The sequence below is a fragment of the Enterobacteriaceae bacterium Kacie_13 genome, from assembly GCA_013457415.1.
Classification (GTDB): Bacteria; Pseudomonadota; Gammaproteobacteria; order Enterobacterales; family Enterobacteriaceae; genus Rahnella.
This window is the reverse complement of sequence record CP045665.1, coordinates 1,002,398-1,022,935: the sequence shown is the minus strand read 5'-3', so window position 1 is coordinate 1,022,935 and position 20,538 is coordinate 1,002,398. Positions and strand designations below refer to the sequence as shown.

At 52.6% G+C, this 20,538-nt stretch carries 24 protein-coding genes; 19 read left to right on the top strand and 5 right to left on the bottom strand.

Going from position 1 to position 20,538, the window contains the following annotated elements:
• Positions 1-704: 704 nt before the first annotated feature.
• The 8 genes from metK (at position 705) to ruvX (ending at position 7,922) form a co-directional block, all read left to right on the top strand.
• A complete protein-coding gene (gene metK, locus GE278_04595; protein ID QLK60103.1) occupies positions 705-1,856 on the top strand; it encodes a methionine adenosyltransferase in 1,152 nt (383 codons plus the stop codon).
• A 405-nt stretch (positions 1,857-2,261) separates the two neighbouring features.
• On the top strand, positions 2,262-3,656 hold the full coding sequence (locus GE278_04590; GenBank protein ID QLK60102.1) for a sugar porter family MFS transporter: 1,395 nt from the start codon (positions 2,262-2,264) through the stop codon (positions 3,654-3,656).
• A 75-nt stretch (positions 3,657-3,731) separates the two neighbouring features.
• A complete protein-coding gene (locus tag GE278_04585) occupies positions 3,732-4,253 on the top strand; it encodes a SprT family zinc-dependent metalloprotease (protein ID QLK63191.1) in 522 nt (173 codons plus the stop codon).
• 120 nt (positions 4,254-4,373) lie between these two features.
• Positions 4,374-5,060 carry a deoxyribonuclease I gene (gene endA / locus GE278_04580; GenBank protein QLK63190.1) on the top strand — a complete coding sequence of 229 codons (687 nt, stop codon included), beginning with the start codon at positions 4,374-4,376 and terminating at the stop codon, positions 5,058-5,060.
• A gap of 99 nt (positions 5,061-5,159) precedes the next feature.
• Complete coding sequence (gene rsmE, locus GE278_04575; GenBank protein QLK60101.1) at positions 5,160-5,891, top strand: 16S rRNA (uracil(1498)-N(3))-methyltransferase; 732 nt, start codon at positions 5,160-5,162, stop codon at positions 5,889-5,891.
• A gap of 11 nt (positions 5,892-5,902) precedes the next feature.
• Entirely contained in the window at positions 5,903-6,853 is a 951-nt protein-coding gene (gene gshB, locus GE278_04570; GenBank protein ID QLK60100.1) for a glutathione synthase, read from the top strand.
• A gap of 71 nt (positions 6,854-6,924) precedes the next feature.
• The gene (locus tag GE278_04565; protein ID QLK60099.1) at positions 6,925-7,488 is read left to right on the top strand and encodes a YqgE/AlgH family protein; all 564 of its coding nucleotides are present in this window, start codon (positions 6,925-6,927) and stop codon (positions 7,486-7,488) included.
• Positions 7,488-7,922 (top strand): Holliday junction resolvase RuvX, encoded by a 435-nt coding sequence (gene ruvX, locus GE278_04560; GenBank protein ID QLK60098.1) that lies wholly within the window; start codon positions 7,488-7,490, stop codon positions 7,920-7,922. The genes GE278_04565 and ruvX overlap by 1 nt, the downstream gene beginning before the upstream one ends.
• Here ruvX and GE278_04555 read toward each other — a convergent pair.
• A complete protein-coding gene (locus GE278_04555) occupies positions 7,873-8,928 on the bottom strand; it encodes a PilT/PilU family type 4a pilus ATPase (GenBank protein QLK60097.1) in 1,056 nt (351 codons plus the stop codon). The two genes, ruvX and GE278_04555, sit on opposite strands and share 50 nt — an antisense overlap.
• A 22-nt stretch (positions 8,929-8,950) precedes the next feature.
• On the opposite strand from GE278_04555, the gene GE278_04550 reads away from it, so the two are divergent.
• From GE278_04550 to GE278_04515, 8 genes are all read left to right on the top strand, one after another.
• On the top strand, positions 8,951-9,670 hold the full coding sequence (locus tag GE278_04550) for a YggS family pyridoxal phosphate-dependent enzyme (GenBank protein ID QLK60096.1): 720 nt from the start codon (positions 8,951-8,953) through the stop codon (positions 9,668-9,670).
• 72 nt (positions 9,671-9,742) lie between these two features.
• Positions 9,743-10,564, top strand: coding sequence for a pyrroline-5-carboxylate reductase (locus tag GE278_04545; protein ID QLK60095.1), 822 nt, complete (start codon positions 9,743-9,745; stop codon positions 10,562-10,564).
• A 22-nt stretch (positions 10,565-10,586) separates the two neighbouring features.
• Positions 10,587-11,141 (top strand): YggT family protein, encoded by a 555-nt coding sequence (locus GE278_04540; protein QLK60094.1) that lies wholly within the window; start codon positions 10,587-10,589, stop codon positions 11,139-11,141.
• A complete protein-coding gene (locus tag GE278_04535; protein ID QLK60093.1) occupies positions 11,126-11,431 on the top strand; it encodes a YggU family protein in 306 nt (101 codons plus the stop codon). Before GE278_04540 ends, GE278_04535 begins: the two co-directional genes overlap by 16 nt.
• 22 nt (positions 11,432-11,453) lie before the next feature.
• Complete coding sequence (locus GE278_04530) at positions 11,454-12,062, top strand: XTP/dITP diphosphatase (GenBank protein ID QLK60092.1); 609 nt, start codon at positions 11,454-11,456, stop codon at positions 12,060-12,062.
• Positions 12,055-13,191 (top strand): radical SAM family heme chaperone HemW, encoded by a 1,137-nt coding sequence (hemW, locus tag GE278_04525; GenBank protein ID QLK60091.1) that lies wholly within the window; start codon positions 12,055-12,057, stop codon positions 13,189-13,191. Before GE278_04530 ends, hemW begins: the two co-directional genes overlap by 8 nt.
• Positions 13,192-13,594: 403 nt before the next feature.
• Positions 13,595-14,056: a hypothetical protein gene (locus GE278_04520; protein ID QLK60090.1), complete on the top strand. Its 462-nt coding sequence runs from the start codon at positions 13,595-13,597 to the stop codon at positions 14,054-14,056.
• 144 nt (positions 14,057-14,200) lie between these two features.
• Positions 14,201-14,902 carry a hypothetical protein gene (locus GE278_04515; GenBank protein QLK60089.1) on the top strand — a complete coding sequence of 234 codons (702 nt, stop codon included), beginning with the start codon at positions 14,201-14,203 and terminating at the stop codon, positions 14,900-14,902.
• 53 nt (positions 14,903-14,955) lie between these two features.
• Here GE278_04515 and GE278_04510 read toward each other — a convergent pair whose 3' ends face one another.
• From GE278_04510 to trmB, 4 genes are all read right to left on the bottom strand, one after another.
• Positions 14,956-15,687 carry a DUF2884 family protein gene (locus tag GE278_04510; GenBank protein ID QLK60088.1) on the bottom strand — a complete coding sequence of 244 codons (732 nt, stop codon included), beginning with the start codon at positions 15,685-15,687 and terminating at the stop codon, positions 14,956-14,958.
• A gap of 23 nt (positions 15,688-15,710) precedes the next feature.
• On the bottom strand, positions 15,711-16,637 hold the full coding sequence (gene glsB / locus GE278_04505) for a glutaminase B (protein QLK60087.1): 927 nt from the start codon (positions 16,635-16,637) through the stop codon (positions 15,711-15,713).
• A gap of 75 nt (positions 16,638-16,712) precedes the next feature.
• On the bottom strand, positions 16,713-17,039 hold the full coding sequence (locus tag GE278_04500; protein ID QLK60086.1) for a DUF469 family protein: 327 nt from the start codon (positions 17,037-17,039) through the stop codon (positions 16,713-16,715).
• Positions 17,039-17,758, bottom strand: coding sequence for a tRNA (guanosine(46)-N7)-methyltransferase TrmB (gene trmB, locus GE278_04495; GenBank protein QLK60085.1), 720 nt, complete (start codon positions 17,756-17,758; stop codon positions 17,039-17,041). The genes GE278_04500 and trmB overlap by 1 nt, the downstream gene beginning before the upstream one ends.
• Positions 17,759-17,977: 219 nt before the next feature.
• On the opposite strand from trmB, the gene mutY reads away from it, so the two are divergent.
• The 3 genes from mutY (at position 17,978) to mltC (ending at position 20,502) form a co-directional block, all read left to right on the top strand.
• Complete coding sequence (mutY, locus tag GE278_04490; GenBank protein ID QLK60084.1) at positions 17,978-19,075, top strand: A/G-specific adenine glycosylase; 1,098 nt, start codon at positions 17,978-17,980, stop codon at positions 19,073-19,075.
• Positions 19,072-19,344, top strand: coding sequence for an oxidative damage protection protein (locus tag GE278_04485; protein ID QLK60083.1), 273 nt, complete (start codon positions 19,072-19,074; stop codon positions 19,342-19,344). Before mutY ends, GE278_04485 begins: the two co-directional genes overlap by 4 nt.
• A 78-nt stretch (positions 19,345-19,422) precedes the next feature.
• Positions 19,423-20,502, top strand: coding sequence for a membrane-bound lytic murein transglycosylase MltC (gene mltC / locus GE278_04480; GenBank protein QLK60082.1), 1,080 nt, complete (start codon positions 19,423-19,425; stop codon positions 20,500-20,502).
• Positions 20,503-20,538 lie beyond the last annotated feature (36 nt).

Below are 20,538 nucleotides of genomic sequence, written 5' to 3'. Positions count from 1 at the left end.
AACCAATAGGAATCGTGCCCCTAAGGTTGCAGGCTACATCAGTTTTAACGGGGGAAGTGGCTGTTAACCGGCCCGATGTGGCTGAGTAGCGCTCAGATGTCGCAGACTGAGCTGTCTATAGTCAGGCTGCATAAACGCGGCCGTCCGGCGGACAGGCTGTTTATAACATCGGATTGATGACAGAAATTTTTCAGAAAGGCGTGCAGCAGCAATTAACAATGTCTGCCGGGGATGCTGTTGAAATGTAACAAGCGGTAAAAAGTGGGTCATTAACCTAACCACCTCCACACGTGCCACGCATCACCCGCGGGCATTCGAGCTGAGAAAACAGTAATTACTGGGATACGCGGGCGTCGAGAAAGTGCCGGGCGCGCGGCGTTTATACCGGCAACCCGCTGTAAATGCAAAATGAAAATGAAGTCAGGATCGTTTCAGTGCGTGAATATCACTGCAAAGGCGCACAAAAACGCCATGTTCATCACAAAAATGACTGGCTTTCGTCACACCTGCTATCCTAAAATAGCCGTCCAGATGTTAATCCGTCCGTAGCAAGCTTACGGATTAATGCTCAAACTGCTTCAAGGCTTTGCCTTATGGGGACATGCAGGACGCATTGCGACAATGGCGAGCACCGCTCCTCATCTGCCAGTCTCCCCAGTGCTATGCAGTGATATCTAACCCGTCGTATGAAGGTAAAGAACATAATGGCTAAACACCTCTTCACGTCCGAATCAGTTTCTGAAGGACATCCAGATAAAATCGCTGACCAGATTTCCGATGCCGTACTGGACGCGATTTTAGAACAAGACCCGAAAGCACGTGTTGCATGTGAAACTTATGTCAAAACCGGCATGGTCCTCGTGGGCGGTGAAATTACCACCACTGCCTGGGTCGACGTAGAAGAAATCACCCGTCAGACCATCCGTGAGATTGGCTATGTCAATTCCCAGATGGGCTTCGATGCCAACTCTTGTGCCGTACTGAGCGCCATCGGTAAGCAGTCTCCGGACATCAACCAGGGCGTTGACCGCCAGGATCCGCTGGAGCAAGGCGCCGGCGATCAGGGTCTGATGTTTGGTTACGCGACCAACGAAACCGACGTGCTGATGCCAGCGCCGATCACTTACGCACACCGTCTGGTGCAGCGTCAGGCTGAAGTTCGCAAAGCGGGCACTCTGCCCTGGCTGCGTCCTGATGCAAAAAGCCAGGTCACTTTCCAGTACGATGAAGGCAAAATTGTCGGTATTGATGCGGTCGTGCTTTCCACCCAGCATTCTGAAGAAATCGGCCTGAAAGATTTGCAGGAAGCGGTGATGGAAGAAATCATCAAACCTGTATTGCCAGCAGAATGGCTGAACGCCGGTACCAAATACCACATCAATCCGACCGGACGCTTCGTTATCGGCGGACCAATGGGTGACTGCGGTCTGACCGGGCGCAAAATCATCGTCGACACCTACGGCGGCATGGCTCGTCACGGCGGCGGTGCGTTCTCTGGTAAAGATCCGTCTAAGGTTGACCGTTCAGCAGCCTACGCTGCCCGTTACGTGGCGAAAAACATCGTGGCTGCCGGTCTGGCTGACCGTTGTGAAATTCAGGTGTCTTACGCGATCGGCGTGGCAGAACCGACGTCCATCATGGTGGAAACCTTCGGTACCGGTAAAATTTCCAACGAGCAACTGACCCTGCTGGTACGCGAGTTCTTCGACCTGCGTCCATACGGTCTGATCCAGATGATGGATCTGCTGCATCCAATCTACAAAGAAACCGCTGCGTACGGTCACTTTGGTCGTGAACATTTCCCTTGGGAAAAAACCGACCGTGCCGCACAACTGCGCGACGCTGCTGGCCTGTAAGTCACTTTTCAGACAGTTCTGCACATCAACCCTGTCCTTGCGGCAGGGTTTTTTATTGCCTGTTATTTGCGGAAAACTCTTAAAGTGCGTTAACTCTTGCCAGAAATGAAAACGGTTACAGCTAATAACTCATTATTAAATAATGCATTATTTCTATAGGTAAAAGTTTGAAACAGAAATTTGATTGATATAAATCAATTTATACACTATTACTTTATCTGCCTTACCCCTTCCTGCTTTGCATCTCCTTGAATCCCTTCCATAACAATGATTCCAGTCACTCCCATTAGTGTAAACGATTACAACACTGTGACAGGGTTCACGTTAAGCTGGAGGCAGGGTTAATAACATAACAGCCTAAGCATTATTACAAACACTTTACGATTGCACTATTTTGGAGACCGGATGAACAACTCAACGTCGACCAAAGGAAAACGCTCGAATAAAAGCGTCACTTTCTTTGTCTGTTTTCTCGCTGCACTGGCCGGACTTTTGTTCGGTCTGGACATCGGTGTCATCGCTGGCGCACTGCCGTTTATCAGCCATGATTTTCAGATAACCAACCATCAACAGGAGTGGGTGGTCAGCTCAATGATGTTCGGCGCCGCCGTCGGTGCCATCGGCAGTGGCTGGCTGAACTTCCGTCTTGGCCGTAAATACAGCCTGATGATCGGCGCGGTTCTGTTCGTGGTCGGTTCTCTGTGTTCCGCCTTCGCGCCAAACACCGAAGTCCTTATCGTCGCCCGTGTTCTGCTCGGTCTGGCGGTCGGTGTGGCGTCTTACACTGCGCCGATTTACTTGTCAGAAATCGCACCGGAGAAAATCCGTGGCAGCATGATCTCCATGTATCAGCTGATGATCACCATCGGTATTCTGGCGGCGTATCTGTCTGATACCGCCTTCAGCTACAGCGGCGCATGGCGCTGGATGCTGGGCGTGATCACCATCCCTGCCCTGCTGCTGCTGATCGGCGTGTTCTTTCTGCCAGACAGCCCGCGCTGGCTCGCCGCACGGGGTAATGACGACAAAGCCCGCCGAGTGCTGGAAAAACTGCGCGATTCCACAGCGCAGGCGAAAAGCGAACTGGATGAAATCCGTGAAAGCCTGAAAGTGAAGCAGAGCGGCTGGGGTTTATTCATTAATAACAAAAACTTCCGTCGCGCAGTTTATCTTGGGATTTTGTTGCAGGTGATGCAACAGTTCACCGGGATGAACGTCATCATGTACTACGCACCGAAAATCTTCGGCATCGCCGGTTTCGCCAGTACCTCTCAGCAAATGTGGGGCACGGTGATTGTGGGCCTGGTCAACGTGCTGGCCACCTTTATCGCGATCGGTCTGGTTGACCGCTGGGGTCGTAAACCTACGCTCAAACTGGGCTTCCTGGTGATGGCGGTGGGTATGGGTATTCTCGGTACGATGCTTCACATCGGTGTGGAATCTGACTTTGCGAAATACTTCTCCATCGCCATGTTGCTGATGTTTATCGTAGGTTTTGCGATGAGTGCGGGTCCGTTGATCTGGGTACTGTGTTCCGAAATTCAGCCGCTGAAAGGCCGTGATTTTGGTATCACCGTTTCCACGGCAACCAACTGGATTGCTAACATGATAGTCGGTGCGACCTTCCTCACCATGCTGGAAACTCTCGGCAACGCCAACACCTTCTGGGTGTACGCCGCGCTGAACGTGGTCTTCATCTTCATCACCATTGCGCTGATCCCTGAGACCAAGAACGTCTCTCTGGAACACATTGAACGCAATCTGATGAAAGGCGAAGCATTGCGCGACATCGGTAAGTAAACCTCACTTTCCTCCCCTGCAAAGGGGAGGAATTCCATATTGCATCTCCCCTCCTGCGCATTTATCCTTCGCCTGATGAAAACCTCACGACTCCCCATCGCCCTGCAGCAGGCCGTTATGCGTTGCCTGCGGGAAAAACTCCAGATGGCAAATCAATTTTTTGGCACCGACTATCCGGAGCCGGAAATCACCTATCAGCAACGCGGCACCAGCGCGGGCAGTGCGTATCTGCAACACTGGCAAATCCGTCTGAATCCAGTGTTACTGCAGGAAAATCAGCAGCCGTTTATTGATGAAGTCGTCCCGCACGAACTGGCGCATTTACTGGTATTTCGCCGTTTTGGCCGCGCGCCTGCGCCCCATGGCAAAGAGTGGCGCTGGATGATGGAGCATGTCCTCGGTGTTTCTGCCAGCCGCACTCACAAATTCGAAGTCGCATCCGTACAAAGCAAAACGTATCCCTATTTGTGCGCCTGTCGCGATCATCAGCTGACCGTCCGACGTCATAACAAGGTGATGCGTAAAGAGTCGGAATACCGCTGCCGTCATTGCGGCGAACTGTTACGGTTTAACGCTAAAGGCTCGACTAATTGCTGATTTTTCAATCACTAAATAGCAGTAATGTCCCATTGTCACACTGCGCCACATCCGTTACCCTTCCGACCTTTTCATATCAGGTCATTTGGAAACATGTTTCGTAAAACGCTTTCAGCCTTTCTGTTTATCGCCGCGCTCGCACCACTCAGCGCATTCAGCCAGTCCGGTAATGACATCAACAATTTCAGTCAGGCTAAAGCCGCCGCCGTCAAAATTAATCAGGGTGCGCCCTCTTTCTATTGCGGCTGTGACATCAGCTGGCAGGGCAAAAAAGGCACGCCTGATCTGAAATCCTGCGGTTACGCGGTGCGCAAAAGCGAACAGCGCGCCAGCCGGATCGAATGGGAACACGTGGTGCCTGCGTGGCAGTTCGGCCACCAGATGCAGTGCTGGCAGGATGGCGGACGCAAAAACTGTGCTAAAAATGCCGATTACCGTCAGGTAGAAATCGATCTGCATAACCTTCAGCCGGCGATTGGTGAAGTGAACGGTGACCGTAACAACTTCATGTACAGCCAGTGGAACGGCGGCGAGGGCCAGTACGGACGCTGCGAGATGAAAGTCGACTTTAAAGCCAGGTCCGCCGAGCCGCCAGCCCGAGCCCGCGGCGCTATCGCCCGCACCTATTTCTATATGCGTGACCAGTACAAACTGACCCTTTCCCGCCAGCAAACGCAGCTGTTTACCGCCTGGGATCGTCAGTACCCTGTCACCGCATGGGAATGCGAACGTGATAACCGTATCTCTAAAGTGCAGGGTAATCACAACCCTTACGTTCTGCAGGCTTGCGCTCAGAGAAAAAGCTAACTTAGTATTAAACACACCATCAGAGCACATTAGCTCGCGACAATGCGGGCTAATCACGCCAAAATAGCCCGCTTAAACATTTAAGGACAGCAGCCACACATGCGCATACCCCGCATTTATCACCCGGAAACACTGACCGCCCACAGTGAAATTGCCCTGTGCGAAGATGCCGCTAACCACGTCGGACGCGTTCTGCGTATGCAACCCGGTCAGGCGATCCAGCTTTTTGACGGCAGCAATCAGGTCTTCGAGGCCAGCATTACTCAGGTAGATAAGAAAAGTGTGCGCGTCAGCCTCAGCGAAGGCGTGTTGTCTGACAACGAATCTCCGCTAAATCTGCATCTCGGGCAGGTAATTTCGCGCGGCGATAAAATGGAATTTACCATTCAGAAATCTATCGAACTGGGTGCGAATATTATTACCCCACTGTTCTCCGAACGCTGTGGCGTCAAACTGGACGGTGAGCGTCTGGAGAAAAAATTGCAGCAGTGGCAGAAAATCGCCATTGCCGCATGCGAACAGTGTGGCCGCAACCGTATCCCGGAAATTCGTCCGGCGATGCAGCTGGAAGCCTGGTGTGCCGAGCAGGATGACAGCCTGAAGCTTAATCTGCATCCGCGCGCCAGCCACAGCATCAATACACTGCCGTTGCCGGTGAAGCATGTCCGTCTGCTGATCGGCCCGGAAGGCGGGTTATCCGCCGAAGAAATTGCAATGACCTCCGGCTACGGATTTACTGATATCCTGCTGGGACCCCGTGTTCTGCGTACAGAAACCACAGCACTCACCGCGATAACGGCCTTACAGGTCCGTTTCGGCGATCTGGGATAAGAGGAAACGACATGATCAAGCTTGGCATCGTGATGGACCCGATTTCATCCATCAACATCAAAAAAGACACCAGTTTCGCTATGTTGCTGGAAGCGCAGAGTCGTGGTTACGAGCTGCACTATATGGAAATGAATTCCCTGTATCTGCGCGGCGGCGAAGGCCGTGCGACGACCAAAAAACTCAGCGTGAAACAAGATTACGACGGCTGGTATGAATTCGGCACCGGGCAGGACATCGCCCTGCAGGAACTCGACGTGATCCTGATGCGTAAAGATCCGCCGTTTGATACCGAATTCATTTATGCCACCTATATCCTCGAACGTGCCGAAGAGAAAGGCACGCTTATCGTTAACAAACCGCAGAGCCTGCGCGACTGTAACGAAAAGCTGTTCACCGCCTGGTTCCCGGAACTGACGCCGGATACGCTGGTGACACGCAATTCCGCTCAGCTGAAAGCCTTCCATAAAGAGCACACCGATGTGATCCTCAAGCCGCTGGACGGCATGGGCGGCGCGTCTATCTTCCGTCTGAAACCGGAAGACGCTAACGTTTCGGTAGTTATCGAAACCCTGACCGAACACGGCACCCGTTTCTGCATGGCGCAAAACTATCTGCCTGCTATCAAAGACGGTGATAAACGCGTTCTGGTCGTCGATGGCGAACCGGTACCTTACTGCCTGGCGCGTATCCCTGCACAGGGCGAAACCCGTGGTAATCTGGCCGCCGGTGGCCGTGGCGAAGCGCGTCCTCTGAGCGAAAGCGACTGGCAGATTGCGCGTACTGTGGCGCCAATCCTCAAGCAGAAAGGCCTGATCTTTGTTGGTCTGGATATCATCGGCGACCGCCTGACCGAAATTAACGTCACCAGCCCAACTTGTGCGCGAGAGATCGAAGCAGCCTTCCCGATTTCCGTCACCGGCATGTTGATGGACGCTATCGAAAAGCGCCTCGCTGCGCGCTAAAAGAAACGGCTGCACAATGGCGCAGTTGACTGCGCCATCATTACTTTCTGAGGTTAAACATCCTGCATACCATGAATCTACAACATCACTTTCTAATTGCGATGCCCGGGCTGGATGAACCCCAGTTCAAACGTTCTGTTGTGTATATTTGCGAACACAATGAAGATGGCGCAATGGGTCTGGTGATAAACAAACTGGTCGACGATTTCACTATTGAAAATGTTCTCGACAAGCTTGATATCAGCCCTGAACCGCGCGACCCCAATATTCGCCTCGATCGCCCTGTCTTCTCCGGCGGCCCGCTGGCCGACGACCGTGGTTTTATCCTGCATACCCCGCGCGAAGGTTTTGGTTCCAGTATTCTTATTTCTGACAGCACCATGATCACTACCTCTAAAGACGTGCTGGAAACTCTGGGGACACCCGACCAGCCGAAAGATGTGCTGGTGGCGCTCGGTTACGCCGCCTGGGAACAGGGCCAGCTGGAAAAAGAACTGCTGGAAAATGCATGGCTGACTATTGAAGCCAGCAGCGATATTTTGTTCCGTACGCCAATTGCCGACCGCTGGCGCGAAGCTGCGAAAATGATCGGCATTGATGTCAGCCAGCTCGCCACCCACGCGGGGCACGCATAATGGCGAACCGCACGGTGTTTGCTTTCGACTTCGGCACCAAAAGCATCGGCCTGGCCATCGGTCAGGAAGTCACGGGAACTGCGCGGCCGCTGACCTCGTTTAAAGCGCAGGACGGCACACCAGACTGGCAGAAGATCGAGAAACTCCTCAAAGAGTGGCTGCCGGACGTTGTCGTCGTTGGCCTGCCACTGAACATGGACGGTACCGAACAGCCGCTGACTGCCCGTGCCCGCAAATTCGCCAATCGTCTGCATGGCCGTTTTGGCGTTCAGGTTGAACTGCACGATGAACGCCTGAGTACCGTCGAAGCCCGCGCTGACTTGTTCGATCGTGGCGGTTTCCGCGCGCTCGATAAAGGCAGCGTCGATGCCGCCTCTGCCGTGATCATTCTGGAAAGCTGGTTCGAGAAACAGTGGAGTCAGCCTGCTCCTTAACCAGTAATCCGGCGCTCTGCCGCTGCTGGCGGCTTTGAGCAAACGTCTGCATTCCGGCCTGCGCGCCGGTTTGCAGAATGTCCGCCAGCTGATGCGTTTTCCCTTCACGGATGAGATTGCATACCGCGGGGGTCGACGTAAGTACTTCGAACAACGCCACCCTGCCCGGTTTTGTACTGTCTCCTGCCTTCGTCACCGCCAGTTTTTGCGCCACTACTGCACGTAAACTTCCTGCCAGTTGCGCCCGCACGAAAGCCTTTTCTTCTGCCGGAAAGACGTCAACCAGCCGGTCGATGGCCTGCGTCGCATTGCGCGTATGCAGCGTCGCCAGCACCAGATGACCGGTTTCCGCCGCAGTCAGTGCCAGCCGGATACTTTCGGTATCGCGCAGCTCGCCGAGCAACAATACATCCGGATCTTCCCGCAGCGCACCGCGCACCGCTTCACCAAAAGATCGCGTATGCAAACCCAGCTCGCGTTGCTGGATAAGACATCGGTCGCTGACGTGGATCAGCTCGATCGGATCCTCCAGCGTAATAATATGCCGAGCCGAATGGCGGTTGAGATGGTCAATCAGCGCAGCCAGCGTGGTAGATTTTCCGCTGCCGGTCGCTCCGGTGACCAGAATCAGGCCATCTTCCTGCATAATAATTTGCTGCAAAACCTCCGGTGCCAGTAAGCTTGCCAGCCCGGGGCAGCGGGCGGGGATTGGCCGCAGCGCTGCAGACAGGCCGTGCCATTGCCGGAAGACATTGAGTCGCATCCGCACGCCTTCGCCGAGCGTCAGTGCTTTATCCACCTGTCCGGCCTTCTGTAAGACCGTCCGCTGCGCATCATCCAGCCACTGACTGCAGAGCACCTGCATCTGTGCCGCGCTGAGTACCGGCAGATCCTCACAGCGGGATAATTCGCCATCTATGCGCAACATCGGCGAATAGCCGGTACAAAGGTGCAGATCGGAAGCATTTTGCTTTACACTACGCACCACAAATCCATCAATATCCATGTTGAAATCCTCCTGAGTCCCTATGAGCCTTAGTCAGCAAAACGCTATTGAGCAGAACTTACAGAATGTTCGCGAAAAAATCGCAGCCGCTGCACAGCTTTGCGGCAGGTCTTCAGAAGAAATTACATTGCTTGCAGTCAGCAAAACAAAACCTGCGAGCGCTGTCGAAGAAGCAATTGCCGCCGGTCAGCTGGCGTTCGGTGAAAACTACGTGCAGGAAGGGGTGGATAAGATTGCCCACTTTGCCGGGCATCAGCCAGCGCTCACCTGGCACTTCATCGGGCCGTTGCAGTCGAACAAAAGCCGTTTAGTCGCGGAGAATTTTGACTGGTGCCACACCATCGACCGGTTGAAAATCGCCCAGCGCCTGAACGAACAGCGCCCGGCGGGCTTACTGCCGTTACAGGTGCTGATTCAGGTGAATATCAGCGATGAAGCCAGTAAGTCCGGCATTGCCGTCGGTGATGTCGCAGCGCTGGCGACGCAGGTAATGGCGATGCCGAATCTGCAACTGCGCGGCCTGATGGCGATCCCCGCCGCAGAAACCGATTTTACGCGCCAGCTGGAGGTCTTCGGCCAGATGCGCGAGGCACTGAAAATTTTGCAGGCAATTTGCCCGCAGGCGGATACGCTCTCGATGGGCATGACTGACGATATGCCCGCCGCGATCGCCGCAGGCAGCACCATGGTACGTATCGGCACCGCCATTTTTGGTGCCCGTGATTACAGTGCAAAACAGTAAGCAGCTTTGAGCAGTTTACTGTTTTACTATTGATCGGCTCAATTCGGCCCCCATTAAGAACAAGGAGCATGAATGCAACATCGCAAATTATGTTTTATCGGCGCAGGTAACATGGCAGGCGCAATCATTTCGGGTCTGGTCGAAAGCGGTTATCCGGCGGCGCTTATCAGCGTGTGTGCCCCTTCAGCCACGCATCGTGATGTGCTGGCTGAGAAATACGGCGTGAAAAGCAGCAGTGATAACAACGGCTGTGCCAGTGAAGCGGACGTGGTGGTGCTTTCCGTAAAACCGCAAATGATGGCGGATGTGTGTAAAGCACTGCAAAAAGACGTGGATTTTAGCGGCAAACTGGTACTGTCGATTGCCGCAGGCATCAGCGTCGCGCGTTTCTGCCAGCTGCTCGGTGATAATCTGAACATCGTGCGCATCATGCCGAACACGCCGTCCCTTGTGGGAAAAGGCATGAGTGGACTGTATGCGCCGAAACAGGTATCTCAGGCGGACCGCGATTACAGCGGCGAACTGATGACGGCGGTCGGCAAAATTTGCTGGGTCGATACCGAAGAAGGCATCAACCATATTATTGCCGCCGCGGGCAGCGCACCGGCGTATTTCTTCTTGTTTATGGAAGCGATGCAGGCCGAAGCACAGCGTCTGGGATTCAGTGCAGAAACCGCGCGGATGCTGGTTGAACAAGCCGCCAGCGGTGCCACCGCATTAGTGGCCGCCAGTCCGGACACGCCATTGTCACAACTTCGTGAGAATGTGACGTCCAAAGGCGGAACCACTTTTGAAGCACTGAAAGTCTTCACCGATCGCAAATTACCGGAGATCGTCTCCGAGGCTATGCAGGCCGCCATTACCCGCGCGCAGGAAATGGAAAAACTGTTTTAATTATAAATATTAAAGGTAACGAATGTTAACGCTGACTTTTCTGGTTAAGACCCTCATAGATCTCTACGTGATGGTTTTGCTGCTGCGCATCTGGATGCAGTGGGCACGTACTGACTTTTACAACCCGTTCTCACAATTTGTGGTGAAGATTACGCAACCCATTATCGGACCGTTGCGCCGTATCATTCCGCCACTGGGCCCAATCGACAGCGCGAGTCTTCTGCTGGCTTTTCTGCTCTGCACACTGAAGTTCCCGCTGTTGTTGCTGATCCAAAGCGGCGGCATATATATCGGGCTAAGCAATTTACTGATCGGCCTGATCGGTCTGGTGAAAGCCGCCGGTTATCTGGTGTTCTGGCTGGTGATCATCCGTTCCCTGATGAGCTGGGTGAGCCAGGGTCGCGGACCGATGGATTTCCTGCTGTTGCAGCTGACCGAGCCGCTGATGTCACCAATTCGCCGTATTCTTCCGGCAATGGGCGGCATTGATTTCTCGGCGATGGTGGTGATTCTGATCCTCTACATGCTGAATTATCTCGGTATGGATCTGCTGGGTGCCCTGTGGTTCCAGCTTTAACTCCGGTTTTCTGGCAAGATGACACTCTGGTTTTGCGGCTGGTGATCCAGCCCAAGGCCAGCCGTGACAGTCTGGTCGGGTTGCATGGCGACGAACTGAAAGTCGCCATCACCGCCCCGCCGGTTGACGGGCAGGCCAACACGCATCTGGTGAAATTTCTCGCTAAACAGTTTAAAGTCGCCAAAAGTCAGGTCAGCATAGAAAAGGGCGAGCTGGGCCGCCATAAACAAGTCCGCATTACCCATCCGCAAAATATCCCGGCCGAGGTCGCGGTACTGCTCGCTGAATAATTCGTTAAATCAGGACCTTCCCATGCAGAAAGTTGTATTAGCTACCGGCAACGCCGGTAAAGTTCGTGAACTCGCACATCTGCTGGCAGATTTCGGACTGGACGTGGTTGCGCAGACTGAACTCGGCGTAGAATCTGCCGAAGAAACCGGTCTGACGTTCATTGAGAACGCCATCCTTAAAGCCCGTCACGCCGCGGCTGAAACCGGTTTGCCAGCCATAGCAGATGACTCCGGTCTGGCGGTCGATTTTCTCGGCGGTGCGCCGGGCATTTACTCCGCACGTTACGCAGGGGTTGATGCCAGCGATCAGCAAAATCTCGACAAGCTGCTGGTCGCACTGAAAGACGTGCCGCAGGGGCAGCGCGCTGCGCAGTTCCATTGCGTGCTTGTGTATATGCGCCATGCGAACGATCCGACGCCGCTGGTTTGCCATGGCAGCTGGCCGGGCGAGATTGCTTTCACACAAGCCGGTGCAGGCGGTTTTGGCTATGACCCTATTTTCTTCGTACCAGAGCTAAACCAAACAGCCGCAGAGCTGACGCGTGAAGAAAAGAGTGTGGTGTCTCACCGTGGTCAGGCATTGAAACTGTTGCTGGCCGCGATGCAAGAGGCAGTACAAAAGAATGCGTAAGTTGCCGCCGCTGAGTCTCTACATTCATATTCCATGGTGCGTGCAAAAATGCCCATACTGCGATTTCAACTCGCACGCGTTAAAGGGCGAAGTGCCGCATGACGATTATGTCGCGCATCTGCTGGCGGATCTGGATGCCGATCTGCATCTGGTGGGCGATCGCAGCGTAGGGACAATTTTCATCGGCGGCGGGACACCAAGCCTGCTGAGCAGCAAAGCGATGCAAGACCTGCTCGACGGCGTGCGGGCGCGTTTGACGCTCGAGGCAGGTGTTGAAATCACGATGGAAGCTAACCCCGGCACCGTCGAAGCCGACCGTTTCAGTGCCTATCAGCGCGCCGGTGTAAACCGTATTTCGATTGGCGTACAAAGTTTCGATGCGCAAAAACTGGAGCGTCTGGGGCGCATCCACGGCCCGGAAGAAGCTAAACGCGCCGCGCATCTGGCCACTGGCCTTAATCTGCGCAGCTTCAATCTGGATCTGATGCACGGCTTGCCGGATCAGACACTGGAAGAAGCTCTGGACGATTTGCGTCAGGCCATCGCGCTCAATCCACCGCATTTATCCTGGTATCAGCTGACCATTGAACCGAATACAATGTACGCCTCACGTCCGCCAAAACTACCGGATGACGACGCGCTTTGGGATATCTTTGAGCAAGGCGATGTCTTGCTGACAGCTGCCGGATACCAGCAGTATGAAACCTCCGCGTATGCCAAACCGGGCTATCAGTGCCAGCATAATCTCAACTATTGGCGCTTCGGGGATTATCTCGGCATCGGCTGTGGCGCGCACGGCAAGCTGACTCAGGCTGACGGACAAATCTTGCGGACCGTGAAGACTAAACACCCTCGCGGTTACATGCAGGGTCGTTACATGGATAAACAGCATGCGGTCGAAACTGAAGATTTAGCCTTTGAGTTCTTCATGAACCGCTTCCGCCTGCTGGAAGCTGCTCCACGCGAAGAGTTTGGCCTGTATACCGGGCTTGAAGAGTCCGCAATCCGCACGCAGCTGGACGAGGCTATCGGTAAAGACTATCTGATAGAGACTCCTACGCACTGGCAGATTACCGGCAAAGGGAAGCTCTTCCTGAATTCGCTGCTTGAGCTGTTTTTAGCCGGGTAATTGATTCCGAATATTTATGATTAACATTAAAAAAGGTGAAGTCACTGATCTGACTTCACCTTTTTTTATGTTCAGGTACAAACAAAAATAAGCCTCTGTCCGCTGATAAGGGGCACATTTCATTAATACCTCCATGCATTCAGAATCATTTTGTCACCCTCCTCTCTTTATATTGAAATTTTCCTTTCCCTGACATTTTCACTCTTATATTTAAAAGAACTGCCACCTGACGGGCAATCAGTTAAACAGTGTAAAAATAAAAACATCATAAAATACCTGTCTGATCAGCGGGATCTGTTTAAATTCATTCATGACCGTACGCTCAATCTGGTGAATAAAGGTCTGACGATGAATGAAATTGCTCAGACGCTGACCCTGCCACCCGGCTTGTCACAGGAACGGTATATGGGTCACTGCGCCCACCGGGGATTACGATAAAACGAAAGCGCTCAATATCGGGGGAAACCGTTGGGTGATAAAACAGGAATTAGCTTTTGGTTACCCTGTCGGCCCTTTCTGGATTGAAGTTAACCCGATGGTGACATTCTATCAGGACAATGATGACTATCTCGGTAGCCATCATCTGGCACAAAGACCGCTTTATGCTGCCGAAGGACATTTCAGCTTTACGTTCAATCCGGCGCTGTGGGTATCGCTGGACAGCACCTTCAGTCAAGGCGGCGAGACGCGTATTGATGGCAGTCTGCAAGATAATAAGCAACAGAACGTTGTTCTGGGGGCTTCGCTGGGATTTATGTTAACGCCACAATTTGGCGGGGCTGTCGCTTATACCGATACCACCCACAAGGAGTCCGGCTCACCTGATATTTCAACCTGGATGTTCAGAATGCAATATGCCTGGTAATACAGAGCAATTGCTGTTTACTCACAAAGGGAGCTTAATGACCTTTCTTATTATATGATGCGCCACGATGATTCTTTATATCTGGCATGTAGGGAAAATATTGTTCATTGAGTTCAGGATTGCATCAATTAATAAGGATAAGTAATGCATTTAAATAAAACCATAAAAATGGCAAATGCATGCAACTGCATCAGCTATTCTCTTTTTCAGCAAAGAGTGTATTTAGAATGTTTCAATGCCAAGGATCCAGATCCTTCTTTGCGCAAAGGGTATTGGCAAAAAGACAGTCTTCGGCAGGAACACTCCGCCTCTGTTGTGAGTCACGGCCCCAGAGGGGTATGCCTGGCATTGACACTGGTTTATATAAAAATGAAAGCCAACTATCAGGCCTGGAAGAATTTTATCTATGAACCAGAGGGGGCTGCTGAAGTTAGAGGTATCACTAACTTTTCATTGTTATTTACAGAAATGAAAAATTACGATGATCATCGTCTGAAAGAAATTTGCCGGCCATTGGGTTTGAATTTATATGATGCTGTAAAAATGAATAAAAGCGAATTTAAAACGCAAACCGGGCAACATGATCCGGATGCCATGATAAGAGAAATTGTTTATTTATGTGTACATGGCCGCACAGAATTTCTGAGTATCAGAATGTCGCGAAGGGCACATGCTGTCGCTATCCGAACAAATGAAAACAGCTATAAAATATTCGATCCTAATCTTGGTGAGTTTGTTTTCAAAACAGAAAGAGATCTAATCGAATTTTTAAAACAGATAATTGCTGAGTTTTATACAGATATCAGGAAATGGGGACTTTATCATATGCACCCGATGTATCAATGATTGCACTCTCAATCGCCTCTCCGGGGATCCGAAAAGGCGATGATTGTCAGAGCTTACTTCAAATCCGCCAGCAATGTTTTGTGCTGCGTATCGAGCGCGGTAACGCGCTTACAAACGTCATCCCCAAAGGCTTTGAACTCTTTTTCCTGTTTGCTCCACTCATCCTGAACCGCCTGTTGCAGACCGCCCAGATTGCCCATCATTGCCTGCAACGGATTCCCGCCGCTGGCAGCCTGTTTCAGGCCCATTTCATTGATGCTGTCCTGCATCACGCCGCCCATGGTTTGTTCCATCAGCTTCTGACCATTCTGCTTCACCTGATCAACCGCTTTGTGATGGAACGTCAGACCATCGGTGCGGTGTTCGATAATCAGATTCATCTGCTGCTTCAGTTGCTTGTCGAGGGTGACCAGACGGTTGCGCACGTTGCTGCTGCTGCCCAGTTTATCGACGATCACGCGGTCAACGGCCACACGGCCTTTTTCCAGATGCGCGGTGGCACCCTGATCGATCCAGGGCAGATCGCGACGCAGCGAGGCCTGATAATCAATGGCTTCCTGACGCTGTTTTGCGCTCAGGGTGATCTCTTTGCCGTTGAGTGTCACATTGCCGTTAGGTGTGATCAGCAAATCGCCGCTGTTACCCACAACCTGCACGGTTTGCGGCTTGATGATCACGTCATCTTTTGGCTGGACGGCGCACTGATAATCCGCCTGCGCGCTCCACGCACTCAGCGCCAGCAAGGCAGCAAGTCCGGTTTTTACCACTCCACTTTTTACAAACATGTACTCTCCCTAAAACAGCAAATTCAAAAAATTGAACGGCCAATACGTTGCGCCAGTAATTCTAAGGCAGCAATACCGGCCAAAGAGTTCCCTGCTTTATCAAGTTCAGGTGACCATACCGCAATGCACATCTCTCCCGGTACCACAGCCAGAATGCCACCGCCGACGCCGGACTTACCCGGCATTCCTACGCGATAAGCGAATTCACCTGCACCGTCGTACATACCACTGGTGACCATCATCGCGTTAATCTGTCGCGCCTGACGGGCGTCAATGAGCGGCTGTTCACTGCCGAGCGGATGCCCTTTATTGGCCAGATACACAAAGGTGCGTGCCAGTTCTTCACAGCTCATACGCAGTGCGCAGTAGTGAAAATAAGTATGTAGAACGGTGATGACGTCATTCTCGAAATTCCCGAAAGACTTCATCAGGTAAGCAATGGCCGCGTTGCGGTCGGAGTGTTCGAACTCAGAACGCGCAACGTGCCGATCGTAGTTGAGATCTGACGATCCGGCCAGTTGACGCACCACTTCCAGCATTCTTTGCTTCGGCGCAGTCAGACGAGTTTGCAGCATATCGCACACCACCAGCGCGCCCGGATTGATGAACGGATTGCGCGGTTTTCCCTGCTCCAGCTCCAGCTGCACCAGTGAGTTAAACGGCTGGCCGGAGGGTTCTTTGCCGACGCGCTGCCAGATTTCACTTTCCTGATAACGTGTCAGCGCCAGCGTCAGGCTGAGCACTTTGGAAATTGACTGGATCGAGAAACGAATATCGGCATCACCGGCGCGAAAGATCTCCCCTTTCGTGGTACACACGGCGATCCCTAAATGATCGGGGCTGACTTCCGCCAGCGCAGGAATATAGTCGGCGACTTTGCCACGGCCAATCAGCGGCCTGACCTGCTGGAGGATCTCTTCCAGCAAACTGTTATCAAGTTCGGTGCCCAACGTCCTGCCTCCAGATGTAACAAAGGTGCCAGAAAGGCACCTTTAATTTCAGCGTTCTTAATCAATCTGTGGAAATCAATCCCACCAGATATCGAAGAGCTCTGATACTTCAACCGCTTCCATTTTATGGTCTTCCAACCATTTTTTGATTTGCTCGCGGTGCTCATCGGTGCAGTGACCGATTTCCTGACGGCAAACCAGACCTTCCCATTGCAGATAGCCACTGCCGTCGAAGGCCAGTTTGTTTGGCTCGATCACACCTTCAATGAACAGATCCAGGGATTCGTCGATGGTTTCAACCGGGGTGCCTTCCGGGAAACGCCATTTTACAGAGAAGCCCAGTTCCTGGAACTCGGCAATGTGTAACTTCTTACGTAAACGACGACTGCGATTCTTAGCCATTATTGCTTCCTCTCAAACATCAGATCCCATACGCCGTGGCCTAAACGCTGGCCACGCATTTCGAACTTGGTCACCGGGCGCGATTCCGGGCGCGGTACATAGTTGTTTTCCTGCGAGAGGTTTTTCCAGTTTTCAAGGCTGGTCATCACCTCAAGCATGTGTTCGGCATACGGCTCCCAGTCGGTTGCCATATGGAATACGCCGCCCACTTTCAGTTTACTGCGCAGCAGTTCCACGAACGCTGGCTGAACAATCCGGCGCTTATTATGACGTGCTTTGTGCCACGGGTCAGGAAAGAATAGCTGCACCATGTCGAGCGAGCCATTAGGAATCATTTTTTCCAGCACTTCCACAGCATCGTGACACATCACGCGCAGGTTGCTGACCCCTTCTTCGTGGGCGGTCGCCAGACACGCGCCGACGCCGGGGGAATGCACTTCAATGCCAATGAAGTTCTGCTGCGGATTGTTCTGCGCCATGGTCACCAGCGAAGTCCCCATGCCAAAACCGATTTCCAGCACCACCGGTGCTTCGCGACCAAACAAGGCATCAATTGCCAGCGGTTCTGCCTGATATTCTACGCCCATCACCGGCCAGAAGTTGTCCAGCGCGTGTTGCTGACCTTTGGTCAGTCGGCCCTGACGGCGGACAAAACTACGGATACGGCGCATAGCGCGACCGTTCTCGTCGAACTCCGGTGAAATGACGTCGTTTTTCATGGTGTTTCCACTCCGTTTGGCAAGACGCGGTATTCGGTCACTGCGGTGTTTTGGTCATTAACTATGAAGAATGGCGCATTATCCAAACTTACTCCCGATAAGCAAGGATTGCGGGTACGAAATCCGTCAATACAGTCCGGAAAGTTCCGGTTTACAGCCCGATAACAACTGTGATGTGATCACACCCGTCTTTTAACCCTGCCGGACTGTAATTCACCCATGATGGAAGCCCCTGGTTTCATGGAAGCAAAAAGTTTCTCGCCACTGGTGCTCGACTGGTATCAGCGATATGGCCGCAAAACGCTGCCATGGCAAATCGAAAAAACACCTTATAAAGTCTGGCTTTCAGAAGTGATGTTGCAGCAAACCCAGGTTGCGACTGTTATTCCTTATTTTGAACGCTTCATGCAACGTTTCCCGACGGTATCCGATCTCGCTGGGGCGCCGCTCGACGAAGTACTGCACCTGTGGACTGGCCTCGGATATTACGCCCGTGCGCGTAATCTGCATAAAGCAGCGCAGACTATCGCCAGCCAGCACGGCGGCGTTTTCCCGACAACGTTCGACGAGATCTTTGCCCTGCCCGGTATTGGCCGTTCCACGGCGGGCGCAGTCTTATCGCTGGCGCTGAATCAGCACTATCCCATTTTAGACGGGAATGTGAAGCGCGTGCTGGCGCGGTGTTACGCCGTAGACGGCTGGCCGGGCGAAAAGAAAACGGAGAACCGGTTGTGGGCGATAAGCGAAGACGTCACGCCAGCAAAAGGTGTTGCGCAGTTTAATCAGGCGATGATGGATCTCGGTGCGATGGTCTGCACGCGCAGCAAACCGAAATGTGAACTCTGCCCGGTGAAAAACGGTTGCGAAGCTTACGCACATCACAGCTGGGAAAAATATCCCGGCAAAAAACCCAAGAAAACCCTGCCGGAGCGCACCGCGTTTATGCTGATGATTCAGCAGGATAACAAAGTGTGGCTGGAGCAGCGTCCGCCGGTTGGCCTGTGGGGCGGTTTGTTCTGCTTCCCCCAATACGCCACCGAAGAAGAGCTGGCGCAGGGGCTGCACAAATTCGGCGCGACCCCAAATCAGCTCGAGCAGCAGACCGCTTTTCGTCACACGTTCAGCCATTTCCATCTGGATATTGTCCCGATGTGGTTAAATCTGCGAACATCTGCGGGTTGCATGGATGAAGGTGCGGGTCTCTGGTATAACTTAGCGCAACCACAATTCGTCGGGCTGGCCGCGCCGGTGGAGCGTTTACTGACGCAACTGGCAAAAGAGCCGTCCAAGAAAACGATCGATAAGGAATCAGTATGAGCAGAACGATTTTTTGCACTTTCCTGAAACACGATGCCGAAGGGCAGGATTTCCAGCTGTATCCTGGCGAGATTGGCAAACGTATTTATAACGAAATTTCGAAAGAAGCCTGGTCACGCTGGATGAGCAAGCAGACGATGCTGATCAACGAAAAAAAGCTCAGCATGATGAACCCCGAAGACCGCAAACTGCTGGAACAGGAAATGGTGAATTTTCTGTTCGAAGGTCAGGATGTGCATATTGAAGGCTACACCCCGCCTTCAAGCTGATCGTTTAAAGATAATCATCAATAACAACAAAGCAGCCGCTTTCGGGTGTCTGCTTCTTTCACCAGAAATGGTTTTAAGATGAAGAAAATTTTAGCTTTGCTGGTTATCGCCCCGATGCTGATCTCCTGCTCAGGCAGTAAGAAAGACCAGTTCAACGAAGCTTATGTCAAAGACACCAATGGGTTCGATATTCTGATGGGTCAGTTTGCCCACAATATCGAGAACATCTGGGGGATGAATGAAGTGCTGATCGCGGGTCCAAAAGACTACGTAAAATATAGCGATCAGTATTACACCCGCAGCCACATCAACTTTGATGCGGGTACCATCACCCTCGAAACCATTTCAGGCACCGATCCGGCCGCCAGCCTGCGTCAGGCGATCATCAGCACCTTACTGGTGGGTGAAGATCCGGGTAACGTCGACCTGTATTCCGACGCCAACGACATTCAGATCAGCCGCGAACCGATGCTGTACGGGCAGGTTCTCGATAACACCGGTAAGCCGATTCGCTGGGAAGGCCGCGCAGCGAGCTTTGCTGATTATCTGATTCAGAACAAGCTGATGCGCCGCCAGTCCGGCCTGCACGTCATCTATTCCATCACTATCCAGATGGTGCCAAACCACCTGAATCAGCGTGCGCATAAATATCTGCCGATGATCCGCGAAGCATCTGTCAAATACGGTGTCGATCAGTCATTAATCCTGGCAATCATGCAAACCGAATCCGCGTTTAACCCGTATGCGGTGAGTAATGCTGATGCGCTGGGGCTGATGCAGGTCGTGCAGCACACTGCAGGCGTTGATGTGTTTAAATCTGAAGGTAAATGGGGCAAGCCTAGCCGCAGCTATCTGTTTGATCCACAGAATAATATCAACACCGGTACGGCGTATCTTGCCATGTTGCAGAAGGTGTATCTGGGCAACATCAACGATCCAACGGCGCGTCGTTATGCGGTGATCACCGCCTACAATGGCGGTGCGGGCAGCGTGTTACGCGTATTCTCCCGTGATAAAACGCAGGCATTTAACATCATCAACAGCATGTCTGCCGGTGACGTCTACGCCACGCTGACGACCAAACATCCGTCAGCCGAATCACGCCGTTATCTGTACAAAGTGAACAACACGCAGCGTAGTTACCGCCGCGTGGATTAACATTCTCTGTTCTGAGTACATAAAAACGGAGGCTAC